Consider the following 15,218-nt stretch of genomic DNA (forward strand, 5'->3'; position numbering starts at 1 on the left):
CGGTAGCCCAGGCGGCCCTCGGTGCGCTCGCCCGGTGCCGCCTGGAGCTGGTCGCTCATCTCGGCTTCCAGAACCTGCTGGACCGCCTCGCGCACCAGCGTGCGCATCAGTTCCTCGTCTGTCCCCAAAAACGCTCGCAGTGACGTGCGATCCGCAGTAGCCTGGCTCTTGTGAGTGGTCATGGTCTCGCCCTCCTTGAGGGGTTCCGGTGGTCGCTAACCAACCCGAATACCATGGCCGCTCACCTCCTGCCAGCTTCTGCACATAACTCAGCACACTACTCGTTGCGCCGCACCTGAGGGCTGGCTGTAGGGGCACGATCGAAGGCGTTCCTACGAACACAAGGAACGGAATGACTCGCGAAGCCAGGTACTAATCGGGCACGAGGAGCCCAATTGGCGTAATTCGGGTTTGTCACAGGAGTGGCACGAGCCCTGAGCCAGAACGAAAAAGGGACCAGCGACTGTAAGTCAGGGATCCCTTTCTCCGAAATGTGGCGCGCCCGAAAGGATGGCGGCGACGCGGTACGTGTTGACCTCCCGGCTGCCGGCTGTGGGCTGACACGTTCCTCGCTGCGCGAGGGATCGAACCGTATTGTTGAACGGAAGTTCGAATCCTTTGTGCTGGCCCAAACGAAAAAAGGCACCCGGCTGTGGGTGCCTTTTCTCTGGAATATGGCGCGCCCGGAAGGATAGCGGCGACGCGGGGCGTCTTGCCCTTCCGGGTGTCGGCCGTGGGCCGACACGTTCCTCGCTGCGCTCGGGATCGAACCGTATTGTTGAACGGAGGTTCGAATCCTTTGTGCTGGCCCAAACGAAAAAAGGCACCCGAACGTGGGTGCCTTCTCTCTGGAATATGGCGCGCCCGGAAGGATTCGAACCTCCGACCACCTGGTTCGTAGCCAGGTACTCTATCCAGCTGAGCTACGGGCGCATCGTCTGAAGGCGCGCATTATCGCGATTGGTCCCGGGGGATGCAAGCCATCGGGACGGATTCTTTGTTTTTCGGCCCGTCTCAGCTCCGGGGGATGGGGTGGTAGGGCGTGCTGCGCACGCGGTCGTGCTCGACCATGCGGTAGTGGACGAAGTCGTCCTTGTCGTGGAAGTGCAGGAAGGGGTTGCCGGCGTCCTGTTCTTCCAGTGTGGATTCGGCTTTGTCGGCGTAGTTGTGGCCCGGGTGGATGCAGGTATGCGCCGGCAGGCCTTCACGCAGACCGTTCAGGGTATGGAACATCTGTTCCGGGTCGCCGCCGGCCAGGTCGCAGCGACCGCAGCCGAAGACGAACAGGGTGTCCCCGGTGATGAGGTCGTCGCCCGCGGGCATGTGAAAGCAGGCAGAGCCGGGCGTGTGGCCGGGCGTATGCAGGAAGCGGATCTCGGTATCGCCCAGGCGCATCGCATCGCCGCCGTGGTGCAGCTCCGGGCGTTCCAGTTGCTTGCCCCAAAATTCGGCCTCCGGCTTGAGCAGGTGCAGCCGGGCATTCGGGTATTGCTCCAGGATGGCCTCGACGCCGTTGATGTGATCGTGATGGCTGTGAGTCAGCAGGATGTCGGAGATCTCGACGTCGTTCTCCCGTGCCTGACGGATGATCGCCTCGGGCTCCCAGGCGGGGTCGACCACGGCGCCGCGGTGACTGGCGCGATCCTCGATCAGGTAGACGAAGTTCTCCATGGGGCCGAGTTCCTGGCGGTGGATGCGGTAGGGCAGTTGGTTCCGGTCCATCGGGATCTCCGTGAGTCGTTGGCGCTTTGGTATGGTCTATCGGGTTCCTATCCTGTGCCGAGAAGGAGTCCGATGCCAAATTCCGAAAGTTCCCCTGCCGATTCCGCTTCCGTCGATGCGGAGGCGGACTGGGAGGCCCGCTATCAGGCGGGCTCGACCCGCTGGGATCGCGGTGGGCCCAGCCCCTCGCTGGAGCAATGGTTGCAACGCACCGCCCTGAAGCCGGGGGCCCGTATCGTGGTGCCCGGCTGCGGGTTTGGCCACGAAGTCCCGACCCTGGCGGCACGGGGCTTTCACGTGATTGGACTGGACGTGGCGCCAACGCCCGTCGAACAGCTGCGGAGCGATCTGGACCATGCCGGCCTGGAAGCCGATGTGGTTCAGGCCGATATGCTGTCCTGGCGGCCGGAGGCACCGGTAGACGGGGTTTACGAGCAAACCTCCCTGTGTGCCCTGCCGCCCGCTCAGTGGCCGGCCTATGAACGCCAGCTGCACGCCTGGTTGCGCCCGGGCGGTGAGCTGTTTGCGTGTTTCATGCAGACCGGCCGGGAGGGTGGGCCGCCCTTCCATTGCGCGCTGCCGGCCATGCGGGAACTGTTTCCGGCGGATCGCTGGGACTGGCGTGACGAGGCGGGTCGCACCGATCACACCAACGGCAAGTACGAGCTTCTGCACCGCCTGATCCGGCGTTAGTGCAGGGGGGGGCAGATTGCTTTGATCGCGGGGTATCTCCCGTCGTCCAGTGCGGGAGAGCGGGTGAAGCGCGCCAGCATGATCTAGATTTCGGTAAGGAAGGATTCACATGCCGCCCCGGCCGGCGAACCCTTCCGTCCACCCGAATCAGGAGAGCGCGATGAAAGTCTGGATGCTGGTGTTGCTGTTGATGCTGCTGCCGTTGCCTCTGGCTGCGTCGGATTCCACCGATGTGGAGGAGCTGGATCGCGAGACCCTGCAGCAGATGGTTCGACACAGCGTGGAGCTGGTGCGCATCGAGGATGGCGTAAGCATTGATGAGGCTATCGAGTCGATGAAGCTGCGCGCCAACCTGCGCAATTTCCAGGAGGTCGCGGATCTGCCGCTGTCCGAGCAGGTGCGGGCGATGGGGGGCGAGGGCAACTACATGCGCATCCTGGCCTTCTGTGATGCGCTGATTGCCAATCAGATGGTGCAGCACGACATCATCTTCGCCAGCTTCCTGCCCTGCCGGATCGCCGTGGTGGAGGACGACGAGGGGCGGGGCTGGATCGTGACCACCAACATGGACATGATGCTGCACGCGACGGACCTGCCCGAGGACCTCGAGGCGACCGCGCGCGAGGTCCGCGACACGATCTACAGCATCGTCGAGGCGGGCCGTACCGGCGATTTCTGAAGCCCTGAACGAGAAAGCCCGCGGCATCCAGAGGTGTCGCGGGCTTCTGGCCTGAGCCAGCCGTCGTCTTCGCGGGTTGGGGCGGGTTAGCCGTTCGCGACCTTGCGCTTGATCATCAGCGTGCCGTCCGCGCGCGGACCGGAGGCCTTCGGGGACCCCGTGCCCTTGCCGGCGGGGCGTTTGCCCGGCGCCGCATAGGCCGGGCGCTTGCGGTTGGCCGGGGCCGGGCCGCGCTTGGCGGGTGCCGGCTTGCCCATGGGCCGCGACTTCCGGGCCGCCGGCTCGGACCGCTCATCGCGGGATTTGCCGGGCTTGCGCGCGGGGGCGGGCCGTGCGTCGTCCTGGTGGGCCGACTGGCCGGGGCGGGGCGCCTGGCGGGTCAGCTCCAGCTTGCGATTCGCGACGTGGATGTTGCCCAGGCGGCGAATGGCAGCCTCGTCCAGCGAGGCCGGCAGATCGACATGGCTGTGGTCGTCGCGCAGCCCGATGCGGCCGATGTCGCGGCCGTTCAGCCCGCCCTCATTGGCGAGTGCGCCCACGATGGCGCCCGGTGCCACACCGTTGTTGCGGCCCACGGGCATGTAGTAGCGCACCATATCCGCTTCCGGCTCGCGATCCTTGCCGCGTGAGGGGCGCTCGCCTCGGGGCTTCGCGTCGCGACGACTGTTGCCGCGGTCGGTATGGGGCGCGCGGGCGGCGGCCAGCAGCGGGTCCGTACCCTGACGGGCGTTGGCATCCAGCGGGCTGTCGGCGGTGGCGAGGGCGACCAGGGCCAGGGCCAGGTCGCGTTCGGATACCGTGCCGTCGGCCAGCAGGCGCTCGACCAGGGCGTCGTGCGCGCTGGCCTGTTCACTGCCCAGCAGGGCCTGGACTTGTTCCGCGAAACGCGCCTCGCGACGGGCCTGCACGGCCTGGCGATCGGGAAGCGCCTGCTCGCGGACCGGCTTGCCGGTCAGGCGTTCGATGTCCTTGAGCATGCGGCGCTTGCGCGGCTCCAGGAACAGGATCGCGCGGCCCTTGCGCCCGGCACGGCCGGTACGGCCAATGCGGTGCACATAGACCTCGGCATCGCCGGGGGCATCGAAGTTGAAGACGTGGCTGATGCGCGGCACATCGATGCCGCGGGCGGCGACATCGGTCGCAACGATCACGTCCAGGCGGCCGTCGCGCAGGTCGCTGACGACGCGCTCCCGTTCGCCCTGTTCCATGTCGCCATTCAGGGCCGAGGCCTTGATGCCGGCGAGGCCGAGGGCGTCGGCGATCTCCACCGTGGAGGCCTTGGTGCGGGCGAAGACCACCGCGCCATCCAGGTCTTCTTCGGTTTCCATCAGCCGGGTCAGGGCCTCCAGCTTGTGGCGGGCGTCGACCAGGCAGTAGCTCTGGTCGATATCGGTGCCGGCCTCGTTGCCGGCACCAATCTTGATCTCTTCCGGCTCGCGCATATGGCGATGCGCGATACGACGAATCGGACCCGGCATGGTGGCCGAGAACAGGGTCGTCTGACGCGCTTCCGGGGTCTGCTCCAGGATCCACTCGATCTCTTCGACAAAGCCCATGCGCAGCATCTCGTCGGCCTCGTCCAGCACCACGACCCGCAGGGCCTCCAGGCTCAGCGTGCCCCGCTTGATGTGGTCCACCACGCGGCCAGGGGTGCCGACCACGATTTGCGGGCCCTTGCGCAGGGCGCGCAGCTGCTCGCCCATCGGCTGACCGCCGTAGACGGGCAGCACGTCGATGCCGTCGAACCCGGAGGCGAATTCGGTCAGCGCGCCCGCGACCTGATTGGCCAGTTCGCGGGTCGGGGCCAGCACCAGTGCCTGGGGCACGCGCTCGCCGGCGTCAATCAGGTCGATCAGCGGCAGGCCGAAGGCGCCGGTCTTGCCAGTGCCGGTCTGGGCCTCGCCCAGGACGTCGCGGCCTTCCAGCAATGCAGGGATACAGGCGGCCTGAACCGGGGTCGGGGTGGTGAAGCCCATATTCGACAGGGCACGAACCAGCGACTCGGAAAGCCCGAGCTGGGAGAAGGAGGGGGAATCGGACATTGGGGGGTACTCACACAGGCCGGAAACAAAGGCCCGGCGAAAATCGGATGGCAACTGCCAACCCGGCATCATACACGAATCGAAGCCCTAACAAGCGAAAACTTCGGGATTTTCTTGGGTTCGCCCCTGCCTGGATAGAGTTCCAGCCCGGGACGAGATCGAACGTGTTGCGGATCATCCCTCGTTGGCGGCCATGCACGCGGGCGGATCCTGTCGTTTCTGGGGCGCCGCCGAAATATCCAATGGGCTCGCTGCGTCTTATCGGCAGAGCCGCGTATGCCTGGCTCGGTTGAATTGCCCGACCTGCGGTGTCGGGATATAGTTCGCGAACGCTACTTTGCTGGATGCAATATGTCGCTTAAACCAACGGATTTGTTCAACCTGCTGGCGGACGAGACACGGCTGCGGTCGCTGTTGCTGATGCAGGCGGAAGGGGAGCTTTGTGTGTGCGAGCTGACGCATGCCCTGGAGATGTCCCAGCCGAAGGTGTCGCGTCACCTGGCGGCCTTGCGTCAGCACAAGGTGGTGCGGACGCGGCGGGAGAGCAACTGGATCTATTACCGGATTGCTTCCGATTTGCCGGAATGGGCGGGCGCGACCCTGCAGGCCGCCGAACGCGCGGCGGCGGGCGCGGAGCCCTATGCGGGTGACCGTGCGCGGTTGTCTACCGCGCCCAGCCGTGCCGAGTTCCTCAACTCGGCTTGATCGGCACAGCACCCGAACAAGCGGCATAACGCAAAACGGCCGGCGCCACGTACAAGGCGCCGGCCGTTTTCGTTTGCACCAGCGGCGGTGCAGGGGTGATCAGTGCGGTTCGCGGTGGACGCAGGCAAGGATCGCGGTGGCGATGTCGGCGGCCTCGATACCCGGGGCATCCAGGCCGATCTCCTGCATGCAGGCGGTCGCGGCGGTTTGCAGGGCCTCCTGATCCAGCGGCTGGCCGTGCAGGGCGTCGGCGATGCGGTCCATGCCGTCTTCCGGGAAGACCGTGAAATCGCCGGACAGCAGGAGATCCGCGATGTGATCGTCCTTCTCCATGAGCTGGGCCCGGATCAGGCCGCCGGCGGCCTTGTGGGCCCCCTCGGTCAGGTGAGTGCCCGCGGCGATCTTGACGCCCATCTCCACGAATTTGCGGCCCTTGCGGTAGGTCCATTCAGGGTCCGTGAGCTCGGCCATCTGTTCCTCGATGGCGGCGGTCTCCTCGGCGGTGGGCTCGCTCATCTCGACCTCGACGTCGAGATCGCTGGCCACCCGCTTCAGGAAGGCCTCGCGCACGGTCTCGCGGGCCGGCATCTGGCCGAGTTCGCGGGACAGCGTGGTGATGTAGTCCTCCATGCCGGCGCGCAGCTTGTCGCGGAATTTCTCCGACGGCACCTTGAGGCAGCGCGCCATAGTGGCGGTGTCGAAGTCGAACATGAAGCTGCCGACCATCACCGTTGCGTTGCCGATACTCGCCGCACCCGTGCCACCGATCTTGCGGCCGTCCACGTGGATGTCGTTGACCGGACGGAAGGTCGCGTTCACGCCCAGGTCCTGATAGGTGTTGATCACCGGGTCAATGAACTTCTTGTAGATGTCCGAGACGATCCGCGGTGCCTTTGCCGACGGATAGATGAAGTGAAAGAACATCTGGTTGTGGTCCAGATAGACCGCACCGCCGCCGACGTGACGGCGGATGATGGGCAGGTTCTGTTCCTTGCAGAAGTCCTCGTCCGCCTCCAGGGCGATTTCCTGGTGCAGGCCCACGCAGACGTAGGGGTCGTCCGGGTTGACCAGGGTGAGCACTGGGTCGTCGTCCTTGGCCATGGCCTCGGCGATGCCGTGGTAGACGGCCTGGGAGCGCACGGCCGGCTGCTGGCCGAAGTCGATTACGCGTAAACGCATAGCGGTTTCCTTGTCTTGTTCGTGAGGCAGTCGCTCAGAATTCTGCATTCCAGGTGAGGCCGAAGCTGCGGCCCGGGGCCCAGATGTCCTGGACACCGTTGGCCGGGTCCAGGCGGGCTTCGGTCATTTCGTTGACATGCTCGCGGTAGGTCTTGTTCGCGATGTTGGTCACGCTGAAAGTGATCTCGTTGGAACGAAAGCCCGCGCTCGGCCCGAAGCGGTAGCCTACGGCGAGGTCGGCGGTGGCGAACCCGGAGGTGCTGCGCTCGGTTCCGTCGGTGAACGTGTCCGCCGTGCGGCTCTGAGGCGCTACGGCGCGCACACGCGCATCCCACTGCCAGCCCTGGGCCACGGTGTGGCTCAGGCCGATGCTGGCCTCCGGCGGCGGCATCTGGGTCAGCGGTTCGTCGAAGCGGCTGTCGCGGTTCTCGCCGCGGATCCAGGTGCCGCTTGCGTAGCCGGTGATCGCGTCGCTGAAGGCATGCTCCACCAGCGCCTCGACGCCATGGATGCGGGCCTCGTCGAGGTTGATGGTTTGCTTGATCGGAAATGGATCAAGAGCAACCACGCTTCCACCAATGTAGTCGCGGATCCGGCTCTCGTAGGCCGCGACAGTGTACGAGGTCGCGCCAATGTGGCCGCGGGCGCCCACCTCGAAGGTGCGGTTGCGTTCTGGGTCCAGTTGCGGGTCGCTCTGCCAGGTAAAGCCGTCGCTGTAGGGGTAGGTCAGGTAGCGCTCGAGCAGGCTGGCGGAGCGGTAGCCCTCGGATAGGCTGAAGTAGGGGTTGAAGGCCTCGTCCAGGTGCCAGGTGAGCCCGGCCGACCAGCTGAAGTTGCGATCGGTCTTGTCCAGAGGCCCAGGCACGTTCGCTGCGGCGTCGGCACTGCCGCGTACCTCGTCATAGCGGGCGCCAAGGTTGACGGTCGCCCAGTCAAGGTAGGTCTCGTGCTGGACGAAGACCCCTGCGGATTCAATTCTTCCATTCTCGACCAACGGGGTGGGCGCGGCATTTTCCGGTCGGAACCCGTTGGCCTCGGTGCCGATGAACGAAACGGGGCTTGCACGAAGGCGCCAGGCCTCGGCACCGACCAGGAGGATCTGGTCGTCGGTGGGGACGAGTTCGGTCTGGACGCGCAGGCCATCGGTGGTGAAGTCGGTATCCGAGGTTCGGTAGTCGCGGCCCAGTTGCGCGTTCCAGTCGTAGTTGCCCCGCGTGAGTTCGTGTCGATAGACAGAGGCCTCGACGCGCGGGGCCCAGGCGCCGGACAGTTCGCCCTCGTAGCGGAGTTCGAAGAGGTCGCGTGTCTGGCGCGGGGTGTAGTGGGTGTTGAGGCCCAGGGGTGGAGCAATAGGGCTGGGCGAGGCGCTGGGCGGGGTCTCGTTGAAGTTGCGCGAGGCGAGGTACCAGACGTCCTTGCGTTCGTCGCGCTGGGCGCGGAACTGGACCTCGTGGCCCGGCGCCAGCTTGCCGCGATAGCGCAGGTGGTAGGCGTTCTGTTCGGTGCCGGAATCGCGCAGGCGGTCGCCGTCGCCGTTCTTGTAGTCGTCGGTGTTCAGATACGCGGTGGACAGGTCCAGCACGTTGCGGTCGTTGGAGACGGTTACGCCGACCGCGCCGCGGATGCCGTCATCCACCGAGGTGACACCCAGGCGCGAGAAACCACGGGTCTCGGGCTCCTCGGTGAAGTCGCCGCCGCGGGTGATGATGTTGATCACGCCGCCCATGGCGCCGGCGCCATAGAGTACGGAGCCCGGACCGCGCACGATCTCGATGCGTTCGATCAGGTCCACGTTCACGTAGGACGCCAGTGAGCCACGCGCCGGCGGCTGCATGGCGTTGATGCGTACGCCGTCCACCAGCACCAGGACCTGGTCGCGCTTGAGGCCGCGGATGATCGGATCGGAGCCCACCGATCCGTCCACCGCGGTGGCGATGCCCGGCTGGCCCCGCAGCAGATCGCCCAGGGTGCGCGCCTCGCGGTTGCGGATCTCGCTGGACTCGATCACGGTGACCGAGGCGGGGGTCTCGTCGATCAGCGTCTCGTAGCCCGTCGCCGTGACCGACACGGTGCCCAGAGTGTGCGCGGCGTCCTGGGCGTGGGCAAGGGCGGGTGACGCAAGCAGACTGGCCAGCGTCAGCTGACCGACAACACGACGTTTCATGGCTGGATGGCTCCCCAATCGGTATTTCAGAGCGCGCTAAAGTAGGTTCGTGAAACACGAAGGGCAACTTACACCTCGAAGTGTCGGGCTCATTCAGGTTTGTGCCATGCCCCCCGGAAGGGGCCGCGAGAGGAGGGATCCGCCATGCTGGAACTGGGAATCGTCGCACTGACCACGTTCTTCGTGACCATCGGGCCGGTGGATGTGGCGGTGGTGTTCGCCGTGCTCAGTCAGGGCATGAGCCCGGCCCAGCGGCGAGCTATGGCGATTCGCGGGGCGCTGGTGGCCGGCGGTATTCTCCTGCTGTTCGCGCTGGTCGGAGAGGCGCTGCTTTCGATTCTGGGCATTTCGCTGGCGGCGCTGTATACCGCAGGCGGCATCCTGCTGCTGCTGATCGGGATCGATATGGTGTTCGCCCGCAGTTCCGGCGGCGTATCGGCGACGGCGGCGGAGACGCAGGAGGCCCGGACGCGCAAGGACCTGTCGATCTTCCCGCTGGCGACGCCGTTGCTGGCCGGCCCCGGCGCGATGGGAGCCGCCATTCTGATGATGAGCCGGGCCGAGGGCGATCCCGCCGCTCAGGCGGTGGTGCTGGGCGCGCTGGTCGCCGTGATGGTCCTCGCGTTGGTGTGCCTTCTGGTGGCCTCGCGGCTGCAGCACTGGCTGGGCGTGACCGGGGCGCATGTGCTGACGCGCATCCTGGGGGTCCTGCTGAGCGCGCTGGCCATGCAGTTTATCTTTGACGGGCTGCAGCGCAGCGGTTTGCTGGGGGCATGAAGGGACCGAGGGGATCCCGAGCGGGGGCCTGTCGCCTGTGGCGGCAAGGCCCCCGCGTCGCGTAGATCAGAGCAGGTCGTCGGCGATCGCGTCCATGCCGGCGGCCGCGCATTCATCGTCGATCTGACCGCTGGGCGCGCCGGAGATGCCGATGCCGCCGATAATGCGGCCCCCGGCCATGATCTGCTTGCCCCCGCCCAGGATGCTGACCCGGGGCAGATGCTGGATCCCGTAACCGGCCGCGCCGGGATCGGTCATTTCGCGCAGTTCCAGGGTGTCGGTGCGGAAGCTGACGGCCGTCCAGGCCTTGCTGATAGCGGTGTCCACGGTATGTGGCCCGGCGAAGCGATCACGCTTGAGCGCCTGGGGCGTCCCGTGGCGGTCGACCACCGCCGCGGTCACCTGGGTGTCGCGATCACGGCAGGCCTGTACCGCCGCCTCGGCGGCCTTGACCGCGAGTTCGGGGATCAGGGTGGGGGTATCGAACGTCCCCTCGCTGGCATGCAGTGGCGCGGCAGCCAGTACGAGGGCGATGGGGGCGGCAAGAGCGTAGCGCAGAGTCTTCATTACGGGCCTCCAGGGAGCCGGGGTTTCGCACCCTGATCACTAGATCGCCCGGTCGTGCCCTTCAAGCGGTCCACGATGCGCGCGGACCGGCTGCTCAGCCTGCTTGAAGAAACGATCCGTTTCGCCGGTAAGTTACTGTGTTTTCTTTATAAAACGCATCAAATAACGCTGGCGCGAGTGGTCGTCGAGCTGGCTCAGGCCGCGCCGCTGGCGACTTCGCGATCACGGCGGGCGAGGTCGCGCAGGGCATGGCGCAGGGCGGGCCGAAGCGGGGTATTCAGATGGGCGCGGGCGCGTCCCGGCGGTATCCCCTGAGCGCGGCAGAACAGACCCAGGGCATAGGCAAGATCATCGCGGGACAGCGCGGCTTCACGTTCGGCAGACGGGCCCTTGCAGGCACCGCACTGATTCACGCGGACCTGAAAGGCGGTATTGGCCAGCATTACGCCGAAGCCCATGCGGGTGGCCAGAAGCTCCGCGATGTGCGCCTCGTTGCCTTCCAGGGCCGGTGGGGTCTGGCGCGCCGTGGCGAGCAGACGCAGGGCGATCTCGCGTGCGAAGTGGGCGATCAGGGCCTGGGAATGGGGGACCAGTTCCGGATCGTAGGGGATACCCACTCCCGCGCTCTGGGCTGTCGTTCCGTTCGGGGCGGCGCGGGCTGTGCCCATGGCGTCCCACGGGACCGGGGCGTCCATCAGGTTGCCGGGATGCGAGAGCCGAAACGGGCCGTCGGCGAGCCCGGCATGCTCCAGAACGCGATCAAATACCAGCTGTGCCATCGCCTGCCGGTTGTCCGCCTGGCCGGGGAAGTGCTCGGCCGTGGGCAATACCAGATGCGCTTTGCGCAGAAGCGGGCCCAGGTGGGGTTCGTTCCCGGCCCAGTCGGAGATCGCGTGGATCCAGGCACGGCTTTCCGGGTCGAGGGCCGGCGCGCGTTGAAACAGGCGGGGGATGAGCGAGATCACATGAGATCCTGAACGGCGGATGTAGCCTTATTGTACGGCAGGCGATCGTCGGGTCGCGATCGCAAGGCGTGGCCCAAGTGACCAGGCGGACGGCCTTGCTATGTTCGATAAACAGGTTGCGCATGAAACCGGATGCAGCAACCGGCCACAACCCGTGGAGGCGAGCATGAGTACGATGAAGGCGGCGGTTTTCGTCGAGCCGGGTCGGATCGAGATTCAGGATCGGCCCATCCCGGAGATCGGGCCGACGGATGCCCTGCTGCGGGTGACGACCACCACGATCTGCGGGACCGATATCCATATCCTCAAGGGCGAGTATCCCGTGGAGGCCGGGCGCATCGTCGGGCACGAACCCGTCGGGGTGATCGAACAGCTGGGCAGCGCGGTGACCGGCTACGAGGTGGGCCAGCGTGTGATCGCGGGGGCCATTACGCCCTGCGGGCAGTGCCATTCCTGTCAGGAAGGCATCTCCAGTCAGTGCGGTGGCAAGGCCATGGGGGGCTGGCAGCTTGGGAACACGATCGATGGCTGCCAGGCGGAGTACGTGCGTATTCCCAACGCCCAGGCCAACCTGACCCCGGTGCCGGACGGGCTCAGTGACGAGCAGGTCCTGATGTGCCCCGACATCATGAGCACGGGTTTCGGCGGTGCGGAGAGCGGGCACATCCATATCGGCGACACGGTGGCGGTGTTCGCGCAGGGCCCGATCGGCCTGTGTGCCACGGCGGGCGCCAAGCTGATGGGCGCGACCCGGATCATCGTGGTCGATGGCGTGCCGGAACGCCTGGAGACCGCCCGCAAGCTGGGCGCGGATGTGGCGATCAACTTCCACGAACAGGACCCGGTCGAAGCGATTATGGACCTGACCGGGGGCCGCGGGGTGGATGTATCCATCGAGGCCCTGGGGCAGCAGGAAACCTTCGAGGCCAGCCTGCGCATCCTGAAACCGGGCGGGACGCTATCCAGTCTCGGGGTTTACTCGGGCAAGCTCTCGATGCCGCTGGATGCAATCGCGGCCGGACTGGGGGACCACACCATCGTGACGACGCTGTGCCCCGGCGGGAAGGAGCGCATGCGGCGGCTGATGGAGGTGGTCGCTTCGGGGCGCGTGGACCTGACGCCGATGGTGACGCACCGCTACAAGCTGGCCGATATCGAGGCCGCCTATGACCTGTTCTCGCATCAGCGAGACGGCGTGCTGAAAGTGGCGATCACGCCGTAGGGAGCCACTGACGGAACCAGGCCGCCGCGAGGTCCGCCGCCTGCTCCAGCGTGCCGGGTTCCTCGAACAGATGGGTGGCACCGGGGATGATCTCCAGATCGCAACGGGCGTGCATCAGCGCCTGCGCCTGGCGATTGAGCTGGATGACGGTGGTGTCGAGGCCGCCCACGATCAGCAGCGTGGGGCTTTCCACCCGTTGCAGGGCGTTACCCGCCAGGTCCGGACGGCCGCCGCGCGAGACGACCGCCCGGATCGCTTGTGGCGCGGCCGCGGCGGCCCGCAAGGCAGCGGCCGCGCCGGTGCTCGCGCCGAACAGTCCCAGCGGCAGGGCCGCTAGGGTGGGCTGTGCCGTCGCCCATTGGCAGGCCTGCACCAGCCGCCGGCCGAGCAGCTCGATGTCGAAGCGGTTGGCGTAGGTCCGCTCCTCCTCCTCGGTCAGGAGGTCGAACATCAGGGTGGCCAGGCCGCTGTCCTGCAGGGTGTTGGCGACCTGATGATTGCGGGGGCTCAGGCGGCTGCTGCCGCTGCCATGCGCGAAGATGACCAGTCCGAGGGGCGACCCGGGCAGGTCGAGGATGCCCTGGTGGGGATCGCCATCCAAGACGAGGCTTACGTTACGGTCCTCAGCGGGAGACATCGGGTCGTTGCGACTGGTGGACCGAGGCGAGCAAGGCGATGACTTCGTCATCCGAGGTCTGCTCGAAATCTTCGTAATAAGCCCCGACGGACCCGCGAAAATATTCCGGGATATCCAGGGTGACCAGTTCGTCTGCCTCGGTTTCCAGCATCGCGGCGGTCTCCGCCGGCGCGACGGGGATGGCCACGACGAGGTGGCGGGGCCGGCGCTGGCGGGCGTCGCGGATCGCGGCCCGCATGGTCAGGCCAGTCGCGATCCCGTCATCGACGATGATGGCCAGTTTGCCGGTCACCTCCGGCACGGGTGCGGTGCAGTACAACTCGCGCCGGCGCCGGGCCTCCGAGCGCTCGCGCGCCTCGGCCTGCTCCAGCCAGTCGGGATCCACGCGCTCCGCCTCGCGCGGATTGCAGACCCGTTCGCCGTGTTCCGGTACGGCACAGATGGCGTACTCGGGGTGGAACGGGTGAGCGATCTTGCGCGGGATCAAAAGGTCCAGCGGCATGCCCAGGTGCCGGGCGACCACAGCGCCCAGCGGCACCCCGCCTCGTGGCAACGCATAGACGACCCCGGGCTGACCTCGATAACGGTCCAGGGCGCGGGCGAGCCGCTCACCGGCTTCATTGCGGTCTCGGAAGCGCATGCGGGCACCTCGCGCAGGGGGTTATTCCCGTGAGTGTAGGCCACCGTATCGCGCACCGGGGAACGCCAAAAGAAAAGGCCCGGGGCCAATGGCGCCCGGGCCTCGCGAGGAGATGGTCTGGTCGAGGGGCTTAGTTGAAGGCTTCCCCGGGCTTCACGCCCATGGCCTTCAGGATCATCGCCAGCGGGCAGAAGCCGGTGAAGGCGGACTGCAGCAGGTTGAAGCCAACGAACAGGGTCAGGATCAGCCACATCGGGGTGAAGAGCCAGGCGAGGATGGCGCTGATGATCACGACGGTGCCGGCAAAGGCGAGGACGATGCGGTCAATGCTCATGGATGATGCCTCCGGGTTTCGTATTAGTAATCGCTAATATGTAGTCTGTCGCCCGTGATTACAAGGGGTGCGGGGCGGTCGCACCCTACGGGGAACGTTGAGCCCAAAGTGGCCTGTGGGGACTCAGCGGAAGATCTCGCCAGGCTTCAGCCCCATCGACTTCAGGATCATGATCAGGGGGCAGAAGCCGGTAAACGCGGCCTGAATGAGGTGGACGCCGATAAAGGCCGCGAGCAGCAGCCACCAGGGGCTGACCAGCCAGGCGAGCAGGGCACTGACCAGCACGACGATCCCTGCGAACAACATGAAAAAGCGGTCTGTGGACATGATGACGCCTCCTTGGGGCAGAGCCCGAGGGGGTTGTCTGCGGGGCGTAGCCCGGGGGAAAGCCGGGCCTGCTGACTCGGCTTCCCTGTGGGGCGCCTCTGGACAACCTCGGATCTCCGAGATTACACCCCGCGGGGCGATCGTCAAGGTAGGGATGTGCGTCAGGAGAGAACACCACTGGCTGTGGGAGCCCGAAAAATGGAGCCGGCGACAGGAGTCGAACCTGCGACCCTCTGATTACAAATCAGATGCTCTACCAACTGAGCTACACCGGCCTGGTGTCGGGGAGTCGTGCGCCCCGGGCGGGCCCTGGCGGAGGGCCCGAGAAAATGATGGTGCCGGGAGCGAGAATCGAACTCGCACTCTGTTGCCAGAACCGGATTTTGAGTCCGGCGCGTCTACCAGTTCCGCCATCCCGGCTTGTGGGGTGCCGGAGAGATGCCGATGGGTTGGCGTCTCCCCGTGGCACACGGATGTGCCGTCGGAATCGCCCTCAACGGGGGTGGATTCCAAAGCAGGCTGCAAAACGCGTTTGCAGCGCTGCGCGCGCTGAAAAAGCCAGGTC

At 66.3% G+C, this 15,218-nt stretch carries 16 protein-coding genes and 3 tRNA genes; 5 read left to right on the forward strand and 14 right to left on the reverse strand.

Translation table 11 applies throughout. The features are described from left to right. The 3 genes from F614_RS14725 to F614_RS0100015 form a co-directional block, all read right to left on the reverse strand. On the reverse strand, nt 1-182 hold a 182-nt coding region (locus F614_RS14725), incomplete at its 3' end, for a transposase (protein WP_196800280.1). A gap of 674 nt (nt 183-856) precedes the next feature. Continuing rightward, nucleotides 857-933: transfer RNA gene (locus tag F614_RS0100010), tRNA-Arg, on the reverse strand. A gap of 81 nt (nt 934-1,014) precedes the next feature. Beyond that, the gene (locus F614_RS0100015) at nt 1,015-1,722 is read right to left on the reverse strand and encodes an MBL fold metallo-hydrolase (RefSeq protein ID WP_018875347.1); all 708 of its coding nucleotides are present in this window, start codon (nt 1,720-1,722) and stop codon (nt 1,015-1,017) included. Between the two features lie 72 nt (nt 1,723-1,794). Here F614_RS0100015 and F614_RS0100020 point away from each other — a divergent pair, with 72 nt between their 5' ends. Beyond that, a complete protein-coding gene (locus F614_RS0100020; RefSeq protein ID WP_019557970.1) occupies nt 1,795-2,415 on the forward strand; it encodes a methyltransferase domain-containing protein in 621 nt (206 codons plus the stop codon). Between the two features lie 160 nt (nt 2,416-2,575). Next, on the forward strand, nt 2,576-3,094 hold the full coding sequence (locus F614_RS0100025) for a DUF302 domain-containing protein (protein ID WP_019557971.1): 519 nt from the start codon (nt 2,576-2,578) through the stop codon (nt 3,092-3,094). An 86-nt stretch (nt 3,095-3,180) separates the two neighbouring features. On the opposite strand, the gene F614_RS0100030 is transcribed toward F614_RS0100025, so the two are convergent. Beyond that, nucleotides 3,181-5,136 (reverse strand): DEAD/DEAH box helicase, encoded by a 1,956-nt coding sequence (locus F614_RS0100030; protein ID WP_018880719.1) that lies wholly within the window; start codon nt 5,134-5,136, stop codon nt 3,181-3,183. A gap of 351 nt (nt 5,137-5,487) precedes the next feature. Between F614_RS0100030 and F614_RS0100035 the strand changes: the two genes are divergently transcribed. Next, a complete protein-coding gene (locus F614_RS0100035) occupies nt 5,488-5,841 on the forward strand; it encodes a metalloregulator ArsR/SmtB family transcription factor (protein ID WP_026329765.1) in 354 nt (117 codons plus the stop codon). A 99-nt stretch (nt 5,842-5,940) separates the two neighbouring features. On the opposite strand, the gene F614_RS0100040 is transcribed toward F614_RS0100035, so the two are convergent. Both F614_RS0100040 and F614_RS0100045 read right to left on the reverse strand, forming a co-directional pair. Further along, nucleotides 5,941-7,020: a lipoate--protein ligase gene (locus F614_RS0100040; RefSeq protein WP_019557973.1), complete on the reverse strand. Its 1,080-nt coding sequence runs from the start codon at nt 7,018-7,020 to the stop codon at nt 5,941-5,943. A 34-nt stretch (nt 7,021-7,054) separates the two neighbouring features. After that, nucleotides 7,055-9,184, reverse strand: coding sequence for a TonB-dependent siderophore receptor (locus F614_RS0100045; protein WP_019557974.1), 2,130 nt, complete (start codon nt 9,182-9,184; stop codon nt 7,055-7,057). A 144-nt stretch (nt 9,185-9,328) separates the two neighbouring features. On the opposite strand from F614_RS0100045, the gene F614_RS0100050 reads away from it, so the two are divergent. Continuing rightward, nucleotides 9,329-9,961 (forward strand): MarC family protein, encoded by a 633-nt coding sequence (locus F614_RS0100050; protein WP_018867375.1) that lies wholly within the window; start codon nt 9,329-9,331, stop codon nt 9,959-9,961. Nucleotides 9,962-10,027: 66 nt separating this feature from the next. Here F614_RS0100050 and F614_RS0100055 read toward each other — a convergent pair whose 3' ends face one another. Both F614_RS0100055 and F614_RS0100060 read right to left on the reverse strand, forming a co-directional pair. Continuing rightward, complete coding sequence (locus tag F614_RS0100055) at nt 10,028-10,528, reverse strand: heme-binding protein (protein ID WP_018867376.1); 501 nt, start codon at nt 10,526-10,528, stop codon at nt 10,028-10,030. A 194-nt stretch (nt 10,529-10,722) separates the two neighbouring features. Then, nucleotides 10,723-11,493, reverse strand: coding sequence for a hypothetical protein (locus tag F614_RS0100060; RefSeq protein ID WP_019557975.1), 771 nt, complete (start codon nt 11,491-11,493; stop codon nt 10,723-10,725). A 166-nt stretch (nt 11,494-11,659) separates the two neighbouring features. On the opposite strand from F614_RS0100060, the gene F614_RS0100065 reads away from it, so the two are divergent. After that, on the forward strand, nt 11,660-12,715 hold the full coding sequence (locus F614_RS0100065) for an NAD(P)-dependent alcohol dehydrogenase (protein ID WP_026280537.1): 1,056 nt from the start codon (nt 11,660-11,662) through the stop codon (nt 12,713-12,715). Here the strand turns inward: F614_RS0100065 and F614_RS0100070 are convergent. From F614_RS0100070 to F614_RS0100095, 6 genes are all read right to left on the reverse strand, one after another. Beyond that, nucleotides 12,705-13,352 (reverse strand): dienelactone hydrolase family protein, encoded by a 648-nt coding sequence (locus F614_RS0100070; RefSeq protein ID WP_026279285.1) that lies wholly within the window; start codon nt 13,350-13,352, stop codon nt 12,705-12,707. The two genes, F614_RS0100065 and F614_RS0100070, sit on opposite strands and share 11 nt — an antisense overlap. Continuing rightward, nucleotides 13,339-13,992 carry a phosphoribosyltransferase gene (locus F614_RS0100075; protein WP_026329766.1) on the reverse strand — a complete coding sequence of 218 codons (654 nt, stop codon included), beginning with the start codon at nt 13,990-13,992 and terminating at the stop codon, nt 13,339-13,341. The genes F614_RS0100070 and F614_RS0100075 overlap by 14 nt, the downstream gene beginning before the upstream one ends. Nucleotides 13,993-14,122: 130 nt before the next feature. After that, nucleotides 14,123-14,326 (reverse strand): DUF2892 domain-containing protein, encoded by a 204-nt coding sequence (locus F614_RS0100080; RefSeq protein WP_018867381.1) that lies wholly within the window; start codon nt 14,324-14,326, stop codon nt 14,123-14,125. A 123-nt stretch (nt 14,327-14,449) separates the two neighbouring features. Beyond that, the gene (locus tag F614_RS0100085; RefSeq protein ID WP_018867382.1) at nt 14,450-14,653 is read right to left on the reverse strand and encodes a DUF2892 domain-containing protein; all 204 of its coding nucleotides are present in this window, start codon (nt 14,651-14,653) and stop codon (nt 14,450-14,452) included. A 199-nt stretch (nt 14,654-14,852) separates the two neighbouring features. Further along, nucleotides 14,853-14,928, reverse strand: a tRNA-Thr gene (locus F614_RS0100090). A 58-nt stretch (nt 14,929-14,986) separates the two neighbouring features. Further along, nucleotides 14,987-15,073: transfer RNA gene (locus F614_RS0100095), tRNA-Leu, on the reverse strand. Between the last annotated feature and the right edge of the window lie 145 nt (nt 15,074-15,218).

The organism is Thioalkalivibrio sp. ALE12, from assembly GCF_000381105.1.
Taxonomy (GTDB): Bacteria; Pseudomonadota; Gammaproteobacteria; order Ectothiorhodospirales; family Ectothiorhodospiraceae; genus Thioalkalivibrio.

What these genes read in the sequence shown, in the direction of transcription:
- F614_RS0100015 (WP_018875347.1), bottom strand. Translation starts at nt 1,722, where the DNA reads ATGGACCGGAACCAACTGCCCTACCGCATCCACCGCCAGGAACTCGGC.
- F614_RS0100020 (WP_019557970.1), top strand. Translation starts at nt 1,795, where the DNA reads ATGCCAAATTCCGAAAGTTCCCCTGCCGATTCCGCTTCCGTCGATGCG.
- F614_RS0100025 (WP_019557971.1), top strand. Translation starts at nt 2,576, where the DNA reads ATGAAAGTCTGGATGCTGGTGTTGCTGTTGATGCTGCTGCCGTTGCCT.
- F614_RS0100030 (WP_018880719.1), bottom strand. Translation starts at nt 5,136, where the DNA reads ATGTCCGATTCCCCCTCCTTCTCCCAGCTCGGGCTTTCCGAGTCGCTG.
- F614_RS0100035 (WP_026329765.1), top strand. Translation starts at nt 5,488, where the DNA reads ATGTCGCTTAAACCAACGGATTTGTTCAACCTGCTGGCGGACGAGACA.
- F614_RS0100040 (WP_019557973.1), bottom strand. Translation starts at nt 7,020, where the DNA reads ATGCGTTTACGCGTAATCGACTTCGGCCAGCAGCCGGCCGTGCGCTCC.
- F614_RS0100045 (WP_019557974.1), bottom strand. Translation starts at nt 9,184, where the DNA reads ATGAAACGTCGTGTTGTCGGTCAGCTGACGCTGGCCAGTCTGCTTGCG.
- F614_RS0100050 (WP_018867375.1), top strand. Translation starts at nt 9,329, where the DNA reads ATGCTGGAACTGGGAATCGTCGCACTGACCACGTTCTTCGTGACCATC.
- F614_RS0100055 (WP_018867376.1), bottom strand. Translation starts at nt 10,528, where the DNA reads ATGAAGACTCTGCGCTACGCTCTTGCCGCCCCCATCGCCCTCGTACTG.
- F614_RS0100065 (WP_026280537.1), top strand. Translation starts at nt 11,660, where the DNA reads ATGAGTACGATGAAGGCGGCGGTTTTCGTCGAGCCGGGTCGGATCGAG.
- F614_RS0100070 (WP_026279285.1), bottom strand. Translation starts at nt 13,352, where the DNA reads ATGTCTCCCGCTGAGGACCGTAACGTAAGCCTCGTCTTGGATGGCGAT.
- F614_RS0100075 (WP_026329766.1), bottom strand. Translation starts at nt 13,992, where the DNA reads ATGCGCTTCCGAGACCGCAATGAAGCCGGTGAGCGGCTCGCCCGCGCC.
- F614_RS0100080 (WP_018867381.1), bottom strand. Translation starts at nt 14,326, where the DNA reads ATGAGCATTGACCGCATCGTCCTCGCCTTTGCCGGCACCGTCGTGATC.
- F614_RS0100085 (WP_018867382.1), bottom strand. Translation starts at nt 14,653, where the DNA reads ATGTCCACAGACCGCTTTTTCATGTTGTTCGCAGGGATCGTCGTGCTG.